Raw genomic sequence first — 20,844 nt, 5'->3', positions numbered from 1 at the left:
CGGTCAGGCGTACCGCAGCAGCGCGCCGAGTCCGTTGCCTGCGCGCCAGCCGTACGACGCGATGAGCAGCAGCTCCCCGTCGGTCCCGGCGAGCGCTCTGACCAGGGCGGCGTCCGCACGGTCCGCGACGGGTTCGGCCACTCCCATGGCGTGCAGCTCGCCGGGCGAGGTCGCCAGGTCGGTGCAGCGCGGCCCGGTCCACACCGGCGTGCGCGCGTCCACGCGTTCCTCGACGAGCAGGGTCGCGACCTGCGCGTTGCGCAGCGCACCGACGACGGCCCCCAGGCCGTCCACGGCGCGACGGCCCTTCATGATCTGCTCGTCGAACCGCTCGACGGCGGCCCGGATGCGTTCGGCGCGCCGCGCGGTGACGGCGTCGGCGACGTCCGCGTCCAGGCCACGCCCGCAGGACCGCTCGGACTCCACGGTGAGGGCGAGCACCGGCTCGGAGAGGTACTCCAGTACGGCGCCCCGCGCGCGTACGTCACCGGCGACCACCACCACCTCGGCCCCGCAGGCGGCGGCCGAACGTTCGACGAACTGCGCGACCTTCTTGGCGTTGGCCCGCCAGGTGTCCTCGGCGGCGCGCTGGCTCCGCGCCTGGCTGAGCCGCTCGCCACCCTTGGGCTTGTGCACCGGAGACTCCACCTCGGGAGAGACTTTCAGCCCCCATCGGGTGCCGTCCGCGGTGACACAGGAGATCTCGGCGCCGAGCCGGTTGACGACGGCCACCACCCGCGAGACCGGCTCACCGCGCTGTTCCAGCAGCGGTATCACGTGCGGCAGCGGTGCGTACCGCGCCGACTCGGCCCGCGGCGGCCCGTCCAGCAGGACGGAGTGGACGACCTCCCCGCCGGAGGCGAACACCGCCAGGCAGCCGGACTCCCGCTGCTCCTTCTCGTCTCGCACGACACGCTCGACCGCCTCGACGGTCTTCGGCGGCGCACCCTGGTCGGCCAGTTCCTTGCACCGGACGTGCCGGCACACGTCCACGGCCCGCGGCGCCTCGGTACGCCGCATGTCGAGGTAGACCGACGCGAACGGCCCCGGGCGGTCGTACAGCGCTCTGAGGAACGAAAGGTCCATATTCGCTGCCATACCCGTCCTGAGCTGCGAGGTCAGGCCAGAGTCTCGACGAACTCCGCGAGCTGGGTGAGGTTCCGGCACTCGTGCATCGGGACCACGCCCTCGTACGCCGAGGCCGCCGAGTCACCCGAGTCCCAGTCCCTGAGTGGTTCGGGGTTGAGCCAGTACGCGTGCCGGGCCCGGCCGGCCAGCCGGCGTAGCGTCTCCAGGCCCGGGTTCTGGTAGTTCGTACGGGCGTCGCCGAGGATCAGCAGTGACGTCTTGGGCGTGATCGCGTCGGCGTACCGCTCCTCGAACACGCCGAACGCGCGGCCGTAGTCGCTGTGTCCGCTCACCCAGACGATGTCGGCCTCGTTCGTCATGCGCGTCATCGCCTCGACGACGTCCGCGCCCGGTGCGAAGAAACGCGTGACCTCGTCCAGGCCGTCGATGAACGCGAACGCCCGTACCTTGGCGAACTGCTCCCGCAGCGCGTACGTCAGCAGCAGCGTGAAGTGGGCGAACGAGGAGACCGAGTCGCTCGCGTCGCAGAGGACGACCAGCTCCGGCTTGTGCGGGCGGCGCGGGCGGTGATGCGTGGTGATCGGTACGCCGCCGGTGGACAGCGAGGCGCGTACCGTACGGCGGAAGTCGAGCCGGCCGCGCCGACCGTGGCGGTTGCGGATCGTCAGGCGCGTGGCCAGCCGGCGCGCCAGCGGATGCATCTCCCGGCGGAGCGCGGCCAGGTCGGCGCGGGTGGCGCGCAGGAAGTCGATCTGCTCCAGGGGTGGCCGTACGTTCGCGCGGGCGACGCGTTCGACGCTGGTCTCCTCGGCGAGCCGGCGGCGTACGTCCTCGCCGACGAGCTGCTCGAAGCGCTCGATGCGCCGCGTGAACGTGCGCCGCGCGACCTTCTCGTCCAGGCCGCCGCGCTCGGCGAGGACTGAGTTCAGCAGCCCGGCCATCAGCGTGTCCGCCGAGAGTGTCCGCAGCACCTGGTAGGAGAACCACTGCCCGGATCCGCCGTTGCCACGCCCGTACGCGCCGACGGCTCCGCGTGCGAAGGCGCGCAGGGCGGTCTCGTCGCCGCTCAGCAGGATCCGGCTCAGCTCGTCGCGGAGGCGGACCAGCTCCGGGTCGTCGTAGGCGGGCCGGTCCCTGGCCTCCTCGTGGCTGCCCAGCGCCGGGGGGAACCACAGGTCGAAGAGCATGTCGAACGCCTCGCGGTGCGCGGGACGCTTGACGACCGTGGCCGCGTACGCCGCGCGCAGCGAGGCACGCTCGGTCAGGTCGATGGCCTCCAGGGCGTGCACGGCGTCGAGCCCCTCGGCCAGCGAGACCGGCAGCCCCGCCTCCCGCAGGGCCGCCACGAACCCGATGTGCCTATCGAGAAGAGCCATCGGGCACGAGTTCCTTGCGCGCGCGTTCCTGGTCGGAGTGGTGCTTGAGGACGACACCGAGCGTCGCGCTGATCGTGTCCGCGTCCATCCGGTCGAGGCCGAGCGCGAGCAGGGTCCGCGCCCAGTCGATGGTCTCCGCGATGGACGGCGCCTTCTTCAGTTCCAGCGTGCGCAGCGTCGCGACCAGCTGGGCGAGGCGTTCGGCGAGCGCGTCCTCGATGCCGGGCACCCGTGCCTTGACGATGTCGCGCTCGCGTTCGGGAGACGGGTAGTCCAGGTGGAGGTAGAGGCAGCGACGTTTTAGCGCCTCGGACAGCTCGCGGGTGGCGTTGGAGGTCAGCACCACGAACGGCCGGCGTACGGCGGTGATCGTGCCCAGCTCGGGGATGGTCACCTGGAAGTCCGACAGCACCTCGAGGAGCAGGCCCTCGACCTCCACGTCGGCCTTGTCGGTCTCGTCGATGAGCAGCACGGTGGGTTCGCTGCGGCGGATGGCGGTCAGCAGGGGCCGTTCGAGCAGGAACTCCTCGGTGAAGATGTCGTCGTGGGTGGCGTTCCACGACTCGTCTCCGGCGGCCTGGATGCGCAGCAGCTGCTTCTTGTAGTTCCACTCGTACAGGGCGCGCGGCTCGTCCAGGCCCTCGTAGCACTGGAGGCGTACGAGCTCGGCGTCGGTGATCTCGGCGACCGCCTTGGCCAGCTCGGTCTTGCCGACCCCTGCCGGGCCCTCGACCAGCAGCGGCTTGCCCAGCGCCGCGGCGAGGTAGACCGTCGTCGCGATCGCGTCGTCGGGCAGATAACCCACGGTCGCGAGACGCTCGCGTACGTCGGCGGGTGAGGTGAAGGTCATCGGCCCTCCCGAAATCTTCGAATCGCGTTCGAAAATACCCGACGCGCGGGCCCCATGGGCGGCCCTGGCTTATAACCCTACTTGGGGTTATGGTGCGGGGTATACATCACGAGGAGGTTCCGTTGATGCCGAAGATCAACGTCTATCTGCCCGACGACCTGGCCGAAGCGGTCAAGGACTCCGGCGTGCCGGTGTCGGCGATCTGCCAGCGCGCGCTGGAGCAGGCGGTACGCCGGGTCACCGCGATCCGCTCCGCGGTGCTCGGCGAGCTGAGCGCCGAAGATCTCGCCACGCGACTGCCGAACTTCACCGAGCGGGCGCGCACCGCGCTCCGGCTCGCGGCACGGCGGGCACGGGAGCAGGGCGCCTCCGAGGTGGGGACCGAGCACCTGCTCGCCGGCGTGGTGAGCGAGGGCGGCAACCTGGCCCTGCAGGTCCTGCGAGTGCTGGAGATCGAACCGGATCGGCTCATCCGCGAGCTGGAGCGCGTACCGGCCGGCGGGGAGCGTACGAACGGTGAGGACGGCCTGCGGTTCAGCGGGCCGGCGGCGAACGCCCTGGAGCTCACCGCCACCGAGGCGGTCGGGATGCAGCACAACTACATCGGCTGCGAGCACCTGCTGCTGGGCCTGGCACTGGAGCCGGACGGCGCCGCGAGCACCGCCCTGCGCACCCTGGGCGCCGACGCGCGCACGGTACGCGGTGCGGTGACCGCCGCCGTCGCGGGCGTCGCGCACCTGAAGGCGTCGCAGGGCGCGCCGGCGGCCGCGGGGGCGAACCTCCAGGAGAAGCTGTCGGCCGCCGTGCGGAAGGAGCTCCAGCCCCTGCTGGAGCGGATCGAACGGCTCGAAGAGCGGGCGGACGGCCCTTACACGGAAGGGAAGGACTGACGCCGCGCGGCCGGGGTCATCCGGCTCACCGGCCTACCGCGTCGAACTCGGCCCGGTTCTGGATGACCTCGGCCTGGTGTTCCCGCACCCAGTGGACGATGCCGTCCACGGCGCCGCCGAGCGATCGGCCCAGGGGCGTGAGGGCGTACTCGACACGGGGCGGGGCAAAGCGGCCGGCTTCGTCGGGTACGGCAGCAATGTCGGTGGCGCCCGCGCCGTCGAACACCTGCGGCTCATCGCCGGAGCGCTCCAACTGGCGACGGTGCGCACCCAGGTCAACCTCGCTCGTCACCGACTTCGAGAGGTTCACGACCTTTACGCCTGCCGAACGCCACGACGCCGCGCTCCGGCAGATGCTCACCGAAGTGATCGCCTGGACCAACGCGCTCGAACCGCTTCGCCAAGCCTGATCCAGATCGAACGCTTCCAAGAGCGGACGCACCCGTCCCTCCGATGAGGGGAAGGACTGACGGTGAACGGTGGTCGCCTGACCTGCGCAGACCACCACCCGTCGGACCTGGAAGAACCAAGGCAAGTGAAGGAGCGAGAAGATGCGTCTTGACGGAGCGGTCGCCCTGGTGACGGGCGCCAACCGCGGTATCGGCCTCGCGTTCGCCCAAGCCCTGCTCGACCACGGCGCCTCGAAGGTCTACGCGGGCGTCCGCGATCCCGCCGGCCTCGGCGACTCCCGGTTGACCCCCCTGCGTCTCGACGTGACCGAGCCGGACCAGGTCACGGCCGCCGCCGGGGCGGCCGGCGACATCACCATCCTGATCAACAACGCCGGCGTGGGCGGCGGGCCGTCGCTGCTCGAGGGCTCGCTGGACGGCGCTCGGCAGGAGATGGAGGTCAACTACTTCGGCACCTGGGCGGTCTCACGGGAGTTCGCCCCGGTCCTGGCCCGCAACGGCGGCGGCGCCATCGTGAACATGCTGTCCATCGCCTCCTGGCGCGCGATCGAGGTCGCACCCGGGTACGCGGCCTCCAAGTCCGCGCAGTGGTCGCTGACCAACGCGTTCCGCGTCGGCCTGCGCGGGCAGGGCACCCTCGTCGTCGGCGTGCACTCCGGCTTCGTCGACACCGACCTCAGCTCCTGGACCGACGCGCCCAAGATCTCCACTGCCTCCGTCGCCGAGCAGACCATGGACGCCCTGCTCAACGATGCCGAAGAGGTCCTGGCCGACGAGGCCACCAGGAACGTCAGGGCGGCCCTGTCGGGCGACCTGAAGGGCCTTTACGGGACCGGCGCCCGGCGGCGCCGCTAAGTACACCTGTTGGTCTTCCGCGGAGCGGTACCCGCGGGGCAGGTGTACGGGCGAATGCTGCTGATGATCTTCTTGAGGTTCTCGTCGGTGACCTGTCCGGGGACGTTCCGGTCCGCGAAGACGGTGAAGAAAACCGGTCCGACCGATGCCGAACCCGGCGTCGCCGCCATGGCGACCGTCTCCACCCACGCGTGCGGTGGAGTGCACGGGTCGCCGCCTGCCGCCGGCGTCACCCTGACGGAGGCACGCGCGGCCTCGATGCCGTTGACGGTGACGGTCCCACTTGTGCCGGTGGCCATTTTCGGCTGGGTGGGATGCGCGTCGGCCTGACCGTACGCGGCGCCCGCCCACTTGCGAGCCTCGTCGCCGGCCGCGGTCCGCAGAGCGTCCAGCTGGTCCTTCGAGGGCTTCAGGACGGGCGTCGAGCCGCCGCGTAGCCCGGTCGCGGCCCGGGTGCACCTGCCCTTACTCGCCTCGGCCGTGCCCTTCTCCGCGGCGAGAACCCGGTCGTTCGCGTCCTGGAAATAGATCGCATAGTCGGGAGTCTCGCTTTTCCAGGTCGGTGGCACGTCGTACGCGACCCCGTACTGCGGGGCGAGCGTCACGTTCCAGCCCGCGATCACCGGGCTCGTGTCCTGCCGCTTGGCGGGCGTGGGGTCGAGGGTGCTCCTGGTCGGGCTGGGAGGGTCCTTGTGCGCGTCCGCGGGGCTCCACTCCAGGGCGACGGCGCCGCCCGCGGCGGCCATGACGACCGCGGCGGCGAGTCCGATGAGGACGCCCTTGCGTCGAGGTCCGCGCTTCGTGCGGCGGTGACCGACGGTCTCCGGTGCCTCGTCCTGGGTGGTCGCTCCAGCACCCGAAGAGCCTGCCGTCGCCGCGGCCGGCGGAGCCCAGTCGGCGGTCGTCGCCTCCGGCTTCGGCGAAGGCCGCCGGGCGCCCGTCCCGGATCCCTGCAGGGACGCGACGACCGCCGCGGCACTCGGAGGCCGTTGATCCGGGTCCTTGGCCAGCAGATCCAAGGTCAGCCGCTCGAGATGCTCCGGTACGTCGGGTCGCCGCGATCGCGGAGGCACCGGCGTCTCGCTGAAGTGCTTGTACATGATCGCTGCGGGGTTGGTCACCGCCTCGAACGGCGGCGACCCGACGAGCAGCTCGTACATGACGCAGCCCAGCGAGTACAGGTCGGACCGGGCGTCGAGCTGCTCGGCCCGGAACTGCTCGGGCGCCATATAGACGGGCGTGCCGATGAAATTGCCCGAGCCCGTGAGCTGCGTCGCGTCGCCCAGGCGGGCGATGCCGAAATCGCAGAGCTTCACCCGGCCGTCATCCTGCAGAAACAGGTTGGCCGGTTTGATATCGCGGTGGACGATGCCGCGCGAATGCGCCGCGGCCAGCGCGTCGGCCGCCTGTGCGATCAGCGAGACCGCCTGCTCGGCCGGCACCCCATGAGGCGCCTGGTTGAGAACGGTCCGCAGATCCCTGCCCGTGAGGAGCTCCATCACCAGGAAGATCAGCGTCTCCTGCTCGTCCCGGTGTTCGTCGATGTCGAACGTCACCGTGATGCCCGGGTGCTGGAGTCCCGCGGTGGTCTCCGCCTCGCGGCGGAAGCGTTCGACCGCCGACTGGTCCGCCGCCATGTCGGTGGGCAGGATCTTGATCGCGACCGGCCGCCGCAGCCGCAGGTCAAGGCCGCGCCAGACGTCCCCCATGCCGCCCGCGCCGATCTGCTCGTCCAAGCGGTAGCGGCCGCCGAGCTCCAGGCCCTGCTCGATTCTCGCCCTACTGCGCACGTGGCCCCCGGCGGTTCAGCAATGGCACATGTTCAAAGTTCGCAGGACATTTCACCAGAACAAGCACGTCATCGCATCTACCTTTGACGACAACGGACTCCGGCCGATTTGTCGGTAACTATTTTGGAGAGATCGATGGCCGCTCGTACAACGCCTCCGTTCCGCGCGGATCACGTCGGGAGTTTGCTCCGCCCACCGGAGTTGCTGCGCGCCCGTGACGACTTCGCCACGGGAAGGATCACCGCCGACGAGCTGCGGACCGCCGAGGACGAGGCGATCCGCTCGGTGGTGGCGATGCAGGAGGAGGTCGGCCTGCGGTCGGCGACGGACGGGGAGTTCCGCCGTACGTCCTGGCACATGGACTTCATCTACCGTCTCGGCGGCATCGACCCGGCCTCGGAGCAGCTCAAGGTCCATTTCCGCAACGAGGCGGGTGACCTCGACTTCATGTCGGCCGCCCTGAAGGTCCATCACAAGGTGCGGCTGGAAGAGACGATCTTCGGAGACGACTTTCGTGCCCTCCAGGGGTTCGTCACGAAGAACACCCCGAAGCTGACCATCCCCTCCCCCAGCATGGTCCACTACCGCGGTGGCCCGGCCTCGATCGACCCGGCGGTCTACCCCGACGTCGAGGAGTTCTGGTCCGACCTGAGCGCCGCGTACGCCGAGCAGGTGCGCCGGATCGGCGAGCTGGGCTGCACGTACCTGCAGTTCGACGACACCAGCCTCGCGTACCTGAACGACCCGGCCCAGCGCGCCGAGATCGCGGCGCGCGGTGACGACGCCGAGCACATGCACCTGCGGTACATCAAGCAGATCAACGCCGCCCTGGCCGGCCGGCCCGAGGGCATGACGATCACCACGCACATGTGCCGGGGCAACTTCCGGTCCTCGTGGGCGGCCGAGGGCGGCTACGACTTCGTCGCCGAGGCGCTGTTCGGTGAGCTGGGCGTGGACGGCTTCTTCCTGGAGTACGACGACGCCCGGTCGGGCGGCTTCGAGCCCCTGCGGTTCGTGCCCAAGGACAAGATGGTCGTGCTGGGGCTGGTCACAACGAAGCGGGGCGAGCTGGAGTCCAAGGACACGCTGAAGCGCCGCATCGAGGAGGCGTCGAAGTTCGTCGACCTGGACCAGCTGTGCCTGTCGCCGCAGTGCGGCTTCTCTTCCACGGTCGAGGGCAACGTCCTCACCTACGACCAGGAGGTCGCCAAGCTGCGTCTCATCGTCGAGACCGCGGCCGAGGTCTGGGGCTGAGAGCCCAGGACGGTTCGATCCGGGCGCACGCCTTTACGCAGTAAGGCGAGTTATGACAGATTGTCATGAACCGTCGTCGGATCCCCCATCCGGCGCCCCCGCCCGGGAGGAACCGCCCAGGATGAGACACCGCAGCACCCGATACCGAGCCACCGCCGGCGTTCTCGCCGTGCTGGCCGCGACGGCCGTCCCCCTGGGGGCGGCCGGTCCGGCCTCGGCGCAGACGAGCGGCGGCTCCCGATGCGCCGGATCCTCGGCGCCGTTGTCGGTCGAGGAGGCCCGGCTGGGCGCGGTCCTGCCCGACAACGACGACCCGGCGACACCACAGCCGGTCTCGTTCGCCCAGCAGATGATCACAGACGGCGGGTTCCAGGACTACGGTCCGGCACTCACGCGGGACCTCTGCCGCACACCGAGCCTGAAGGCCGCGACGAGACTCGTGAAGAGCAGAGGCGAGGCCCTCTGGCGAGCGGCCGTTAACCGCGCCCAGCGCCGTGGCCACACCACGGGCGCCCTCCCCTACAGCGACGACCGGCCGCTCTACTGGACGCGCCTCCAGTCGACCGCCGCTCTGCGCCGCTGGGAACCCGGCTTCGCCCTGTCCGACGCGGTGCGGACCTCGCTGATCACGACGTTCGACCGGGCGTCCCGTGGGATGTTCGACATCGACTTCCCCGCCGGCAAACGCGTCAAGCGCGTCATCATGAGCGGTTTCGACCCCTACACGCTGGACGGCGGCACCACCGGAAGCGCTCCGGGGACGGTGGGCAACAACATCCGGCACGGCAACCCGTCCGGGGCCACCGCACTCGCGCTCGACGGCACCACCTACCGGACGAAGGACGGCAGGGTCGCCCACATCCAGGCGTACACGCTGCCGGTCAACTATCCGGAGTTCCAGCGAGGCTATCTGGAGGACACCGTCGGGCCGTACATGCGCCCCGGTCCCAGGCGGGTCGACGCGTCGGTCACGGTGAGCCAGGCCGTGGACTCGGTGTTCAACCTGGAGCAGTGGAACGGCCGGTATCACGGCGTCTCACCGGGCAACGACAACGTCCGGCCCTGCCCGGCGGTCGGCGGAGTCCCGCAGCTCGCGGCCGCCAACAACGACTGCGACTCCACCGTCGTGGACCGCTGGGGCGGACCGAAGACCTTCAGCCTGACCGACCCTCCGCAGTGGACCACCACCACACTGCCGATCGCCCAGATGATCGGCGCGAACACCGGTAGCTCGATCCCGCGGCCGCCCGGTGACGAATGGCCGGACCCGTCCGTGGCGTTCGGTGTCGTCTGGCACACCAACTACACCGAGTTCCCGGACTGCGCCTCACCTCAGCTGGTGACACGGAACAACCCGCCTCCTTCGGACTATCCGCCGCCGACCGCCCCGACGCCGCCCGACCCCGGCTCGTGCGCGTACAGCGGCGGGGGCGGCAACTACCTGTCCAACGAGAGCGCCTACCGGAACACGCTGCTCCGGGACCGCTTGGGGCTCGACATCCCGGCCGGCCACATCCACACGCCGGACATGCAGCACTTCGAGACCGCGTTCGAGCCCAGCGACGGCACCTTCGACGCCTGGCGGCTGGCGATCACCGGCCAGGCGCGCAACCTCATACGCGTCGTCGCCGACAACGCCGGATGAGTGTCAGCCGGGCGGTACGAGGCGGAGGCGCGGGCGGTCGTCGGAGACGTGGCTGAGCAGTTCGCGCACCTCGGTCAGGGGCAGGCGCAGGCGGGACGCGATGGTCGGTTCGGTCAGGCCGCGTTCTTCGCCGAGGGCGACGGCCTCGGCGAGCAGGGCGGGCCATTCGGTGGGGTACTCCCCCGTCGGCTCGTCCCTGCGCCACCCCAGCCGCGTCAGGGTCGCCATCCCCTTGCGGTACAGCTCGTCGCCGATGCGCTCCAGCTCGCGGCTGCGTCTCAGCAGGGCCTGCACCGAGACTCCCCAGGCGCGCTGGATCTCCAGCAGGCAGGCGAAGTCGAGGCGTGTGGGCAGCAGACCGGCGATCTCCCGTGCCGGTGTCAGGAACTCGGCGGCGAAGCGGTTCGCCTCCTGCTCGTGCGCGCGGTCGCCCGGTGACGCTTCGTCGTGCAGGAGCAGGTGTCCCAGCTCGTGTGCGGCGCTGAAACGGCGGCGCAGCGGGTTGCCGCGGTCGCGGGACAGGCAGATCAGGGGCCGGTCGAGGCCGGCCGGGCGGCAGGAGAACGCGTCGATCCGCTCCCCCGCGCCGAAGCGCGCCATGCTGACCACGGCGCCGTTGGCCTCGATCAGGCGTACGAGGTGGTGGACCGGGCCGGCGGGCAGGTCCCACTCCGCGCGGAGGCGGCGTGCGGCCTCCTCCGGCTCCAGCTCCTCGCCGAGACGCGGCAGCCGCAGCTCCGGCAGCCGTACGACGGTCTGGATCACCCGTACCGCCTCGGCCAGGTGGCTCATCGTGGCCCGCGCCTGCCGTCGTTCGTACACGCGAGTGGTACGCAGGCTGCGGAAGTGGGTGGCCTCCTCGGCCACCGGCAGCACCGGGCGGCCCGCCACGAAGTAGCCGAGCGGGAACCCGAGCCGGGCGGCGAGGCGCGTGAGGGTCTCGGCGGACGGGCGCGCCTGGCCTCGCTCGAACTGCGTGATCGCCGCGGCCGTGACGCCCACCTGGGCGGCCAGGTCGCGTTTGGTCAGCCCGCTCCGCTCACGCGCGAGGGTCAGGCGTTCCGGGGCGAACGCGGTGGGCTCCGCCTCGTCGAGTGGAGGAACAGCGAGGAGGCCACCATCGCGTCGGGCGTCCACGCAGGCCTCCTCCGTCCCCTTTCGTCACCGGCGGTCCATCACCCTAGCCATCGGTTCCGGTCATCTCATCGTCCGCCGCGCCGAAATCGATGCCTCGCTCGCTGTCGATGAGGCCGATGTCGAACTCGGGCGGCCGGGGTACCTCGGTGGCCGCGGGCAGGCCCGGCATCGGCGGCAGTCCGTACGGGTGGCGCCCCGCCTCGACGTCGAGCTCGATGAACGTGTCGTCGCGCCAGTACAGCAGGTCCTCGTAGACCACGGGCGAGGCGAGGAAGGCACGCGTGAGCCCCTCGTGCCGGTTGCCGGCCCAGGCGAGGATGACGACATTCGACAGCGGGACCGCGGGCAGGCCCTCGTACTCCAGCACCTGCTGCCCGGGCGGCCCCCCACCGACGATCTTCGAGCGGATCCCGGTCTCCTCGTTGAACGGCAGACCATGGTAACGGTCGTCACGCGTCTTGCCGTACCGCCAGGGATAGACCAGCCACCGGCCGGCCGAGACGGTGAACGGCGTGCCGAGCCGGTCCTTGGGGAGGTGCACCCGCACGCCGGGGATCCGCTGGCGTGCCATTTCCCCGAACGTCTCGCACAGGCAGTGGTACCGGTCGGTGCCGTACGTCGTGTCGTTGGTCCACTCGGCGAGGCGGAACCTCCACAGCGCCTGCCAGTGCGCGTAGTGCAGGCACGGCACCGCGTAGGTCGTGAGCACCCGCGCCGCGCGCGGGCCGAGCAGCGCTCCGAGCCGGTCACCCGCATCGGAGGTCAGGTCGGAGGTCGCAAGGATGGACACGCGCCGGCTCCTCACTTGATCTTTTCTTGGGCAGGCCCAGACTCTCACTTGATTTTCTCCGGGGCCACCAGCTCCCCCGGCGTGGCGCGTCCCGCTAGGGCTGCGCCGACCAGGTGTCCAGGATCTCCGCCAGCGGGTGGAAGGCCAGCGACCGCAGCCGTGCCCGGTGCTTCTCGTCGTAGCGCCGGGGCGCCGTCTCCACCCACATGAGCAGATAGAGGTAGGCGCGGTAGAGCGAGAGCCGCAGCAGCGCCGCGTCGTCGAAGGTCAGCGATCCACCGGCGGACCGGTATCCGTGGACGAGTGCGTGGTCGTCCTGGATCTCGGTGAACAGCGCCAGCGAGACGAACTCCGCGAGGGGGTCACCCCAGAACGCGCGTTCGGCGTCGATCACGCCGCCGACGCGGCCCGCGTCCGGGTCGACGAGGATGTTGCCGTCCCACATGTCGAAGTGCACCAGCACGGGCACCGTCACCTCGTCGAGCACGGGCGCCATGGCGGTGAACAGCTCACGGATCCGCGCGGCGGGGCGTGGCAGCTCGACGGCGAACCGCCCGGCGTCGGCGAGTATCGCGTCGACCATGTCCGCGAACGCCTCCCGCCAGCTCGGCCGGAGCGGTCCCACCGACAGCGCCGGGTAACCGAAGCCGGTTCCGGTGATCGTGTGCAGCCGCGCCACCTGCCGGCCGAGCTCGGCCCGCACCTCGGCGCGCTCCGGCTCGGCGAGCCGCGTCCTGAGCTCGAACCACGAGGTGCCGGGGCATTCCGACATCACCAGGAATCCTCCCGGCACGATCGCGTCTCCCGTGTCGAGGTGCACCAGGGAGGGCACGCTGACGCCAGAACAGCCGGCGGCCAGGCGGTAGTACATGGCCTCGGTGGCCAGGATCCCCTCTTCGTACGTGAGCACCGGCTCACGGGGATCGGGGGCGAGTTTCAGCACGAGACCGGTCCCGTCCACGAGCCTGCCCAGATGGACGGTGTTGAAGGTGCCGCCCTCGAGCCGCCGGAATCCGGCCACCTGGTCCGGGCTCACTCCGGTCGCGCCCAGGATCCGCGTGAGCAGGGCGGCCTCCGTGTCCATGAATGCGTTCTCCCGTCGCCGACGAGGTCATCAAAACCGCCGGAGGGCACGACGTCCAGAGGCCCGGACCGAGACGCGCCGCGTCTTTCATCCCGTCAATGAGTGAACCGTCTCGCCGCTTTTGGCATCAAAGAAGGGCAAATAGCTCGTTCCGAGGAGAAAAAGATGTCCGAGCCTCAGCAGTACGGCGCCGTCCCGCCGCAGCCTGGTCCCGCTTTTACGCCGCCGCCGCCGCAGAAAAGGCGCGGCCGCCGGATCATCGCTCTCGTCGTTCTCGCGCTGATCGTGGTCGGCATCGTCGTCGCGGCACTGGCCTCCAGCGGGTCCAACCCCGACTCGGCCGCCGTCAACGACTGCGTGACCAAGCCGAACAACGACAGCATCAAGGTGGTCGGCTGCACCAGCGGGGACGCCGCACTCAAGGTCGTCGGAAAGGTCGAGAACAAGACCCAGGCCGATGTCAGCCTGGATTCCGCGGGCATCTGCAAACCATTTCCGACCGCCACGAGCGTTTACTGGAAAGGCAAGATCGGCAAGGCCGGGTACGTCCTTTGCCTGGCTCCGCTGAAGTAGCCGGAATCCCCGCTGCGGCGCAGCCGCACCGGGGATCTCCAGCGCCGGCGCGCGGAACTCGGGGGTTAAGCGGCCGGCCCCCCGCCATGAGCTCGGTCACCCGGCGACGCCTCGTCGCGCGGAAGATGGCCGGGCTCGCGGGCAACGCGGAATCCGCGGCGCAGCGGGTCGTTCCGGTGCCACCGGACCACCCGGCGTGGCGCTTGTCACAGGACCGGACGATCCGCCTCGTCACGGCGCCCGGACGGCGCCACCTGGTTCGATACCGATCCGGATCCATTGCCGAGGTACGACGCGCGCTGGGATCATCTGAGGGTGAAAAGTGAGGATTCGGCCGTGAGCGGTGCCGGTGCGCCCGAGCTGATAACCGATGAGGCGTCCCTGTACAGCGCCGCGCGGCGTATGCGGGGCTCCGCCGACCTGTTCGGGCAGCACACCGGCGCGTTGCTCGCGGCCATCGACGGTGGCGGGCGATCGCCGTGGGGTACGGGCGTCATCGGCGCGGTCGTCGACCAGGTCAACGAGATGCTCGGCCAGGCATGCGGGCATCTTCACGCAAATCTGGACCAGACCGGCACAGCGATACAAGAGATGGCCGACCGAGCAGCCGACACGGAACGTGACATCACAGCCGCCGTGCACGCCGTCGGCCAGGATCTTCCCGGTTCGGCGTTCGAGGTGAGCCGTTCCACGGAAGAAGCCGGGGAGCCGGGCCGGGCGATGACGCTCGGGCGCGTCACGAGGGACAGCCGAAGGGCGGCCCGGTGGCGCTGATGATTCCGCCGGAACTGGAGGCCGCACTGGGGATGGTGGGCGTGGATCTGTGGCCCACCGAGGACGAGGACAGGCTGGACGAATGCGCCGCCGCCTACCGGGCCTGTGCCACCGCGCTCGTCGATGACGTCACCCCCACCGCACACAGCGCGATCAGCGAGATCGCGGCGAACAACGCCGGCGACCACGTTGACGCACTCACCGCCTTCTGGGCCGAGTACCAGCGCGACAGTGACGACTCCGGGCATCTCCTCAGCCTCGCCACCATCCTGCATGCCCTCGCCGACGTCCACGAAATCGCCGCCGCGATCGTCAAGGCCCTTAAATATCTCCTCATCGGATTGGCATCCATGGTTGCCGCCGCCGCAGCATGGGCCATCGCTTCGGCCGCCTTCACCGCCGGTACGGCCGCGTTTTATGCGCGGTCACTCATCGCGGGTACTCGAATATTCGCCAGACGTTTCGTCGCCGTCCTCCGCGAAAAAACGGAACGCTCCTTCGGTAAGGTGCTAGGAGACCGCGTCGAGACACGGATCAGACGTATCATCGACGCCAAAGCCCCGGGTGCCGCCGCCGGTCGACAGCCACTTCGCTACGCAAACGATTACGGAGACCGGGTCGTCTATCATGGGTCACCCGCACGCTTGAGCGCATTGGAGCCACGTCAACCGTTCTGGAAGGCCGACGGCCGACTTTACAAGGATGGCGATCCGGCGATCTGCGCGGACGAAAACTCGGATGTTCCGAGTTTTACCGCCCTTTTTAAAGGGCGAGTGGGCTATAAGGAAAACGGGAGAGACGAGACAACGGGGGGTTCTTATTATTATGTAAGGGCACTGAAGGAGGCACCCGAGGATATCGAGGGTTGGGTCCATGTCTGCAGAAAGAAGGACTTTACCATATTCAATGGCGCTGTTCCCGAAGGCTGGCCCAGGCCCGTCGTCAGGGTTCCCGAGCTGCGGGCCTACCATCCGGTCAAGCCCCTAGAAGTGTTCAAGATCAAGCTTAAGGATTTTCCCCACCCGATCACCTACGACGAGTGAGCGGTGGACCGACCATCTGTGGCCTCGGTCGGCTGGGGGGGTTCTCCCCCGTTCCCCGAATACGGCCGGGTCATCGGCGAGGTCCCGGCAGTACGGCGCGGTCCCGCCCGAGCCCGGTCCGGCCTTCACCCCGCCGCCGGCACAGAAAAGCGCGTACGCAGGGTCGGCAGGGCGGATTCGTCCTTGGCCTCCCTCCGCTGAAGTAACCGGAACCGCCGGCCGCCAGGACCGGAGGGCGGATCCACGGGTCGTCGCCGACCACAAGCGGCCGTGCCCGCTGGACAGAGGAGGCCTCCTGATGTCTAAGCTCTGCGAGCATGAACGATCAACTGCGGCTGAGGCCGGTGGCCGAGGACGACCTCGCGGTGATCGAACGGCTCCTGGGGGATCCGGAGGCGTCCGGGGAGCACAGCTGGCGGGGATGGTTCGACCCGCGATGGCTCCGGCGGCGCTGGGAGGAGACCAGCCTGCTGACCAGGGAGGGGGGCACCCTCATGGTCGTGCGCTCGGCCGAGCCGCTCGGCCTCGTGAACTGGCGCCGGCAGGGGACGACGCTCACCTCTTACTGCTGGAACATCGGCATCGGCATGCTGCCCAAGGTGCGCGGGCTCGGGTACGGCACGGAGGCCCAGCGGTTGCTGGTGGACTACCTGTTCGCCCACACGCAGGTCAATCGGATCCAGGCGATCACCGAGATCACCAACACCGCCGAGCAGTGGGCATTGAGCAAGGCCGGGTTCACCCGTGAGGGTGTGCTGCGCGGCTACGGCTTCCGTGACGGTGAATGGCGCGACGCCGTGATGTACAGCGTCCTGCGCGAGGACGGTAAGCCCGAGGACGTACCCGTCCTGCGGCCGTCACACCGGGAGCACGCGGGCCCCCGGCGCGACGGTTAGGAGCCGGGGCTCAGGCCTCGATGTTGGACATCACGTGCTTGACGCGCGTGTAGTCCTCGAAGCCGTACATCGACAGGTCCTTGCCCTGGCCGGAGTGCTTGAAGCCGCCGTGCGGCATCTCGGCCACGAGCGGGATGTGGGTGTTGATCCAGACGCAGCCGAAGTCGAGGCGCTTGGCCATGCGCATCGCGCGGCCGTGGTCGCGGGTCCAGACCGACGACGCGAGACCGTAGCGTACGCCGTTGGCCCAGCGGACCGCCTCGTCCTCGTCGGAGAACCGCTGGACGGTGATGACCGGGCCGAAGATCTCGTCCTGGACCGCCTCGTCGTCCTGGCGCAGCCCGGACACGACCGTCGGCGCGTAGAAGAAGCCCTTGTCACGCACGCGGGAGCCGCCGGCGCGCACGGAGGCGTGCGACGGCAGCCGGTCGATGATCCCGCTCACCCGGTCGAACTGGTTCGCGTTGTTCAGCGGGCCGTACAGCACGTCCTCATCGTCGGGCAGGCCGGTCTTGGTCGAGGCGGCGACCTCGGCGAGGGCCGCGGCGAAGTCGTCGTGCACGCCCGGGCCCGCGAGTACGCGGGTCGCGGCGGTGCAGTCCTGGCCCGCGTTGAAGTAGCCCGCCTCGGCGATCGCGGCGGCCGCGGCCTCGACGTCCGCGTCGTCGAAGACGACGACGGGCGCCTTGCCGCCGAGCTCCAGGTGGACGTTCTTCAGGTCGTTCGCGGCCGAGCGCGCCACCTCGATGCCGGCGCGCACCGAGCCGGTGATCGAGACCATCTGCGGCACCGGGTGGTCCACGAGCAGCCTGCCGGTGTCGCGGTCGCCGCAGACCACGTTGAACACGCCCGGCGGGAGGAACTCGGCCGCGATCTCGGCCATCAGGGAGGTCGTGGCAGGTGTGGTGTCCGAAGGCTTGAGCACGACCGTGTTACCGGCGGCGATCGCGGGCGCGAACTTCCACACCGCCATCATCATCGGGTAGTTCCACGGCGTGACCTGCGCGCACACTCCGATGGGCTCGCGCCGGACGAACGAGGTGTGGCCGGCCATGTACTCCCCGGCGGACCGGCCCTCCAGGACGCGCGCCGCGCCGGCGAAGAAGCGGATCTGGTCGAGCATCAGAGGTATCTCCTCCGACGTCGTCAGGCCGAGCGGCTTGCCGGTGTTCTCCGACTCCACCGCGACGAGCTCGTCGGCGCGGGACTCGAAGGCGTCCGCGATGCGCAGCAGGGCGAGCTGGCGCTCGGCGGGAGTGGTGTCCCGCCAGCCCTCGAAGGCGGACGACGCGGCCTCGAACGCGGCGTCGACGTCGGCCTGGCCGGAGACCGGCGCGGTGCCGAACGCCTCACCGGTGACCGGGCTGATCAGATCGGCGGTACGGCCGTCGGCGGCGTCGGACTGCGAGCCGTTGACAAAGTTTCGGACGGTGCGCTTCATTGCGTCCTCCCTTGGGGTGGCCTAGATGGCGCGGGTGTCTCCGGAGATGCGCTGGGCGAGGTAGACGGGTACGACCGAAGCCACGATGAGCGCGGCGGCCACCACGTTGACGATCGGTGCCTGGTTGGGCCGGAACAGGTTGTTGAAGATCCAGATGGGCAGCGTCTCCACGCCCGCGCCGGACGTGAAGGTGGTGACGATGATCTCGTCGAACGACAGCGCGAACGACAGCAGGCCACCGGCCAGCAGCGCGGAGCGGAGCAGCGGAAACGTAACGTACCTGAACGTCTGGAACGTGTCGGCACCGAGGTCGGCCGAGGCCTCCTCGACGTTCGTCCCCATGCGCCGCAGCCGGGCCAGGACGTTGTTGTAGATCGTCACGATGCAGAAGGTCGCGTGCCCGACCACGACGGTGAACAGCCCGAGCTGGATCCCGAACGGCGACAGCACCGTGCGGAAGGCGTTGTTCAGCGCGATACCGGTCACGATGCCGGGCAGCGCGATCGGCAGGATCACCAGCAGCGACACGGTCTCGCGGCCGAAGAACCGGTATCGCTGCACGGCGAACGCCGCCATCGTCCCCAGCACGGAGGCGACCACGGTGGCGCCGATCCCGGCCTTGACCGAGGTCCACAGCGCACCGCGTACGCCACCGTTCTGCCAGGCGCGCGTCCACCACTCACCGGTCAGATGCGTCGGCGGCCACGCGAACGTCTTGTCGGCGTTGAAGGAGTTGATCAGCACGACGAACAGCGGCACGTAGATGACCGCGAGCCCGACGATCATCGCCACGCGCAACGCGACGCGGGTCCCTCTCGAGAGAGTCATAGGTTCTCCAGAGCCCCGGTGCGGCGGACCGCGAGCAGGTAGATGACCATGATCGCCACCGGGACGGTCGCGACGGCGGCGGCGAACGGCAGGTTGTTCGCCGTGCCGACGTTGTCGTAGACCACGTTGCCGATCAGCTGGCTCCGGCCACCGACGATCTTCACCGCGATGTAGTCGCCGAGGGACAGCGAGAACGTGAAGATCGAGCCCGCGACGACCGCCGGGAAGACCAGCGGCCAGATGACCGTGCGGAAGGTTCGGAAGGAGTGAGCGCCGAGGTCGCCCGCGGCGTCCAGCATGGAGTTCGGCAGGCGCTCGAGTCCCGCGTAGACGGGCAGGATCATGTAAGGCAGCCACAGATAGGCCAGGGTCACGATCGTGGCCGGCAGGCCGTACCCGGGGCCGTGGCCACCGACGGGGCTGAGGAACCAGTCGAGCACGCCGGAGCCGGAGAACATGATCCGCCAGGCGTAGGCCTTGACCAGGTAACCCGCCCAGAGCGGCGTCAGCACGGCGATGACCAGCCAGCGTTGCGCCCGTGGTGAGGCGACCTTGGCCATGTAGAACGCCATCGGGAAGGCCACCAGGCTGTCGATGACCGTCACGGCCACCGCGACCCCGACACTGCGGATGGTGATGGTCCGGTAGACGCTCTGGTTCACCAGGTCCTGGAAGTTGCCCAGGTCGAAGACCTTCACCACGTCGCCGGTGAACTCGTTCGTGGTCCAGAACGCGGTGACGAACAGCGCGCCCAGTGAGCCGAGGTAGGCAACGACGAGCCACAGCAACGGCGCGGTCAGCAGTCCGGCGAGCCGGAGGGAGGGCCGTCGGTGGAGCAGCCCGGCGAGCCGGCGAACCGGCCCGCCGGGTGAGGCGGAAACAGTCATCAGCCCTTGATCTGTGTCCAGGCCTGCGTCCACTTGGCGTAGTCGACGCACTGGACGTTCTTGCGGCCGTCGAGGCACTGTGAGATCGGCGTGTTCCAGTAGTGGACCTTGGCCCAGTACGGTTCGTCCGCCGCGTGGTAGGTGTCGCAGAACTTCTTGTCGCTGGTCAGCGCGCACGCCTTGCTGTTGGACGGCGCCTCACCGAACCACTCGGCGACCTGGGCGTTCGCCTTCGGCGAGATGATCCAGTCCATCCACTTGTACGCGCAGTTCGGGTGCTTGGCCTTGGCGGCGACCATCCAGGTGTCCGACCAGCCGGTCGAGCCCTCCGAGGGCAGGATCGTCTGGACCGGCGCCTTGTCGGCGGCCAGACCGTTCGCGATCACCTGCCAGGTCGTGCCGAGCACCGTGTCACCGTTCTTGAAGGACTGCTGGGACTTCAGGTAGTCCGACCAGTACTCGCCGATGTTGGCCTTCTGCTGCTTGAGCAGGTTGACCGAGGCGTCGAACTGCTTCTGGTCCAGCGCGTACGGGTCCTTGATGCCCAGGGCAGGCTGGGTCGCGGACAGGTACAGCGCCGCGTCGGCGATGTAGATCGGAGAGTCGTACGCGGTGATGTGACCCTTGTACGGGGAGTTCGGGTCGAACACCGCGCCCCAGGAGGTCGGAGCCGGCTTGACCTTGTCCGTGCGCCACATCAGCAGGTTGGCGCCCCGGCCGTGCGGGATGCCGTACGCGACTCCGTTGACGGAGTTCCACGGCTTCATCTTCAGGTCCGGGAACACGTCCTTGTAGTTCGGGACGAGGTCGGTGTTGACCGGCGCGACCGAGCCGCCGGCGATGAGCCGCAGCGAGGCGTCACCCGAGGCCGACACGGCGTCGTACTCGCCGGTCTTCATCAGGGTGACCATCTCGTCGGACGTACCGGCGATCTTGGTGTTGACCTTGCACCCGGTCGCCTTCTCGAACGGGTGGACCCAGTCGACCGACTTGTCGTTCGAGCCGTCTTCGGCGTATCCGGCCCAGGCCACGAGGTTGACCTGGCCCTCGCCTGTGCCGAGGGTCTGCATCGCGGACATCTTCGGTGGTGTGAAGCCGGCTTCGGATACGCCGCCGCCTTTGGAGCTACTGCTGTTGTCGCCGCAACCGGCGGCCAGCAGCGAGACGGCTGCCATCGCGACGAGCGCGAGGCGCGTGGACCGCATGGGGACTCCGATCAGATGGGGTTCATA

Annotated in this window: 20 protein-coding genes; 8 read left to right on the top strand and 12 right to left on the bottom strand. The window is 69.5% G+C overall.

Annotation, left to right across the window (positions count from 1 at the left end; translation table 11 throughout):
* Positions 1 to 3 precede the first annotated feature (3 nt).
* The 3 genes from FB559_RS29040 to FB559_RS29030 are packed head-to-tail and all read right to left on the bottom strand — an operon-like array spanning position 4 to position 3,315.
* Positions 4 to 1,086 (bottom strand): baeRF2 domain-containing protein, encoded by a 1,083-nt coding sequence (locus FB559_RS29040; RefSeq protein WP_141959573.1) that lies wholly within the window; start codon positions 1,084 to 1,086, stop codon positions 4 to 6.
* A 32-nt stretch (positions 1,087 to 1,118) separates the two neighbouring features.
* Complete coding sequence (locus FB559_RS29035) at positions 1,119 to 2,465, bottom strand: vWA domain-containing protein (RefSeq protein ID WP_141959571.1); 1,347 nt, start codon at positions 2,463 to 2,465, stop codon at positions 1,119 to 1,121.
* A complete protein-coding gene (locus FB559_RS29030) occupies positions 2,449 to 3,315 on the bottom strand; it encodes an AAA family ATPase (RefSeq protein ID WP_141959569.1) in 867 nt (288 codons plus the stop codon). Before FB559_RS29030 ends, FB559_RS29035 begins: the two co-directional genes overlap by 17 nt.
* A 125-nt stretch (positions 3,316 to 3,440) precedes the next feature.
* Here FB559_RS29030 and FB559_RS29025 point away from each other — a divergent pair, with 125 nt between their 5' ends.
* Positions 3,441 to 4,205 (top strand): Clp protease N-terminal domain-containing protein, encoded by a 765-nt coding sequence (locus tag FB559_RS29025; RefSeq protein ID WP_141959567.1) that lies wholly within the window; start codon positions 3,441 to 3,443, stop codon positions 4,203 to 4,205.
* A 25-nt stretch (positions 4,206 to 4,230) separates the two neighbouring features.
* Here the strand turns inward: FB559_RS29025 and FB559_RS29020 are convergent, their stop codons facing one another.
* Positions 4,231 to 4,647, bottom strand: coding sequence for a winged helix-turn-helix transcriptional regulator (locus FB559_RS29020; protein WP_141959565.1), 417 nt, complete (start codon positions 4,645 to 4,647; stop codon positions 4,231 to 4,233).
* 109 nt (positions 4,648 to 4,756) lie between these two features.
* Between FB559_RS29020 and FB559_RS29015 the strand changes: the two genes are divergently transcribed.
* Positions 4,757 to 5,470, top strand: coding sequence for an SDR family oxidoreductase (locus FB559_RS29015; protein WP_141959562.1), 714 nt, complete (start codon positions 4,757 to 4,759; stop codon positions 5,468 to 5,470).
* Here FB559_RS29015 and FB559_RS29010 read toward each other — a convergent pair.
* A complete protein-coding gene (locus FB559_RS29010; protein WP_141959560.1) occupies positions 5,467 to 7,260 on the bottom strand; it encodes a serine/threonine-protein kinase in 1,794 nt (597 codons plus the stop codon). The genes FB559_RS29015 and FB559_RS29010 overlap by 4 nt on opposite strands.
* 135 nt (positions 7,261 to 7,395) lie before the next feature.
* Between FB559_RS29010 and FB559_RS29005 the strand changes: the two genes are divergently transcribed.
* Both FB559_RS29005 and FB559_RS29000 read left to right on the top strand, forming a co-directional pair.
* Entirely contained in the window at positions 7,396 to 8,514 is a 1,119-nt protein-coding gene (locus FB559_RS29005) for a 5-methyltetrahydropteroyltriglutamate--homocysteine S-methyltransferase (protein ID WP_141959558.1), read from the top strand.
* 121 nt (positions 8,515 to 8,635) lie between these two features.
* Positions 8,636 to 10,159 (top strand): hypothetical protein, encoded by a 1,524-nt coding sequence (locus FB559_RS29000; RefSeq protein ID WP_141959556.1) that lies wholly within the window; start codon positions 8,636 to 8,638, stop codon positions 10,157 to 10,159.
* Positions 10,160 to 10,162: 3 nt separating this feature from the next.
* On the opposite strand, the gene FB559_RS28995 is transcribed toward FB559_RS29000, so the two are convergent.
* The 3 genes from FB559_RS28995 to FB559_RS28985 form a co-directional block, all read right to left on the bottom strand.
* On the bottom strand, positions 10,163 to 11,296 hold the full coding sequence (locus tag FB559_RS28995) for a helix-turn-helix domain-containing protein (protein ID WP_141959554.1): 1,134 nt from the start codon (positions 11,294 to 11,296) through the stop codon (positions 10,163 to 10,165).
* A gap of 43 nt (positions 11,297 to 11,339) precedes the next feature.
* Positions 11,340 to 12,086, bottom strand: coding sequence for a hypothetical protein (locus FB559_RS28990; protein ID WP_141959552.1), 747 nt, complete (start codon positions 12,084 to 12,086; stop codon positions 11,340 to 11,342).
* Between the two features lie 94 nt (positions 12,087 to 12,180).
* Positions 12,181 to 13,170, bottom strand: coding sequence for a phosphotransferase family protein (locus FB559_RS28985; RefSeq protein WP_141959550.1), 990 nt, complete (start codon positions 13,168 to 13,170; stop codon positions 12,181 to 12,183).
* A gap of 102 nt (positions 13,171 to 13,272) precedes the next feature.
* Here FB559_RS28985 and FB559_RS28980 point away from each other — a divergent pair, with 102 nt between their 5' ends.
* The 4 genes from FB559_RS28980 (at position 13,273) to FB559_RS28965 (ending at position 16,456) form a co-directional block, all read left to right on the top strand.
* Positions 13,273 to 13,743, top strand: coding sequence for an LppU/SCO3897 family protein (locus FB559_RS28980; protein ID WP_141959548.1), 471 nt, complete (start codon positions 13,273 to 13,275; stop codon positions 13,741 to 13,743).
* 336 nt (positions 13,744 to 14,079) lie between these two features.
* Positions 14,080 to 14,517, top strand: coding sequence for a hypothetical protein (locus FB559_RS28975; protein ID WP_141959546.1), 438 nt, complete (start codon positions 14,080 to 14,082; stop codon positions 14,515 to 14,517).
* Positions 14,508 to 15,560: a hypothetical protein gene (locus FB559_RS28970; protein ID WP_141959544.1), complete on the top strand. Its 1,053-nt coding sequence runs from the start codon at positions 14,508 to 14,510 to the stop codon at positions 15,558 to 15,560. The genes FB559_RS28975 and FB559_RS28970 overlap by 10 nt, the downstream gene beginning before the upstream one ends.
* Before the next feature lie 317 nt (positions 15,561 to 15,877).
* On the top strand, positions 15,878 to 16,456 hold the full coding sequence (locus FB559_RS28965; protein WP_141959542.1) for a GNAT family N-acetyltransferase: 579 nt from the start codon (positions 15,878 to 15,880) through the stop codon (positions 16,454 to 16,456).
* A gap of 10 nt (positions 16,457 to 16,466) precedes the next feature.
* Here the strand turns inward: FB559_RS28965 and FB559_RS28960 are convergent, their stop codons facing one another.
* The 4 genes from FB559_RS28960 to FB559_RS28945 are packed head-to-tail and all read right to left on the bottom strand — an operon-like array spanning position 16,467 to position 20,817.
* A complete protein-coding gene (locus FB559_RS28960) occupies positions 16,467 to 17,897 on the bottom strand; it encodes a gamma-aminobutyraldehyde dehydrogenase (RefSeq protein WP_141959540.1) in 1,431 nt (476 codons plus the stop codon).
* 21 nt (positions 17,898 to 17,918) lie between these two features.
* A complete protein-coding gene (locus tag FB559_RS28955; protein ID WP_141959538.1) occupies positions 17,919 to 18,725 on the bottom strand; it encodes an ABC transporter permease in 807 nt (268 codons plus the stop codon).
* A complete protein-coding gene (locus FB559_RS28950) occupies positions 18,722 to 19,612 on the bottom strand; it encodes an ABC transporter permease (RefSeq protein WP_141959536.1) in 891 nt (296 codons plus the stop codon). The genes FB559_RS28955 and FB559_RS28950 overlap by 4 nt, the downstream gene beginning before the upstream one ends.
* Positions 19,612 to 20,817, bottom strand: a complete 1,206-nt coding sequence (locus FB559_RS28945) for an ABC transporter substrate-binding protein (protein WP_141959534.1) — start codon at positions 20,815 to 20,817, stop codon at positions 19,612 to 19,614. Before FB559_RS28945 ends, FB559_RS28950 begins: the two co-directional genes overlap by 1 nt.
* Positions 20,818 to 20,844 lie beyond the last annotated feature (27 nt).

This window comes from Actinoallomurus bryophytorum (genome assembly GCF_006716425.1).
Lineage (GTDB): Bacteria > Actinomycetota > Actinomycetes > Streptosporangiales > Streptosporangiaceae > Actinoallomurus > Actinoallomurus bryophytorum.
This window is presented reverse-complemented; position numbering and strand designations above follow the sequence as displayed.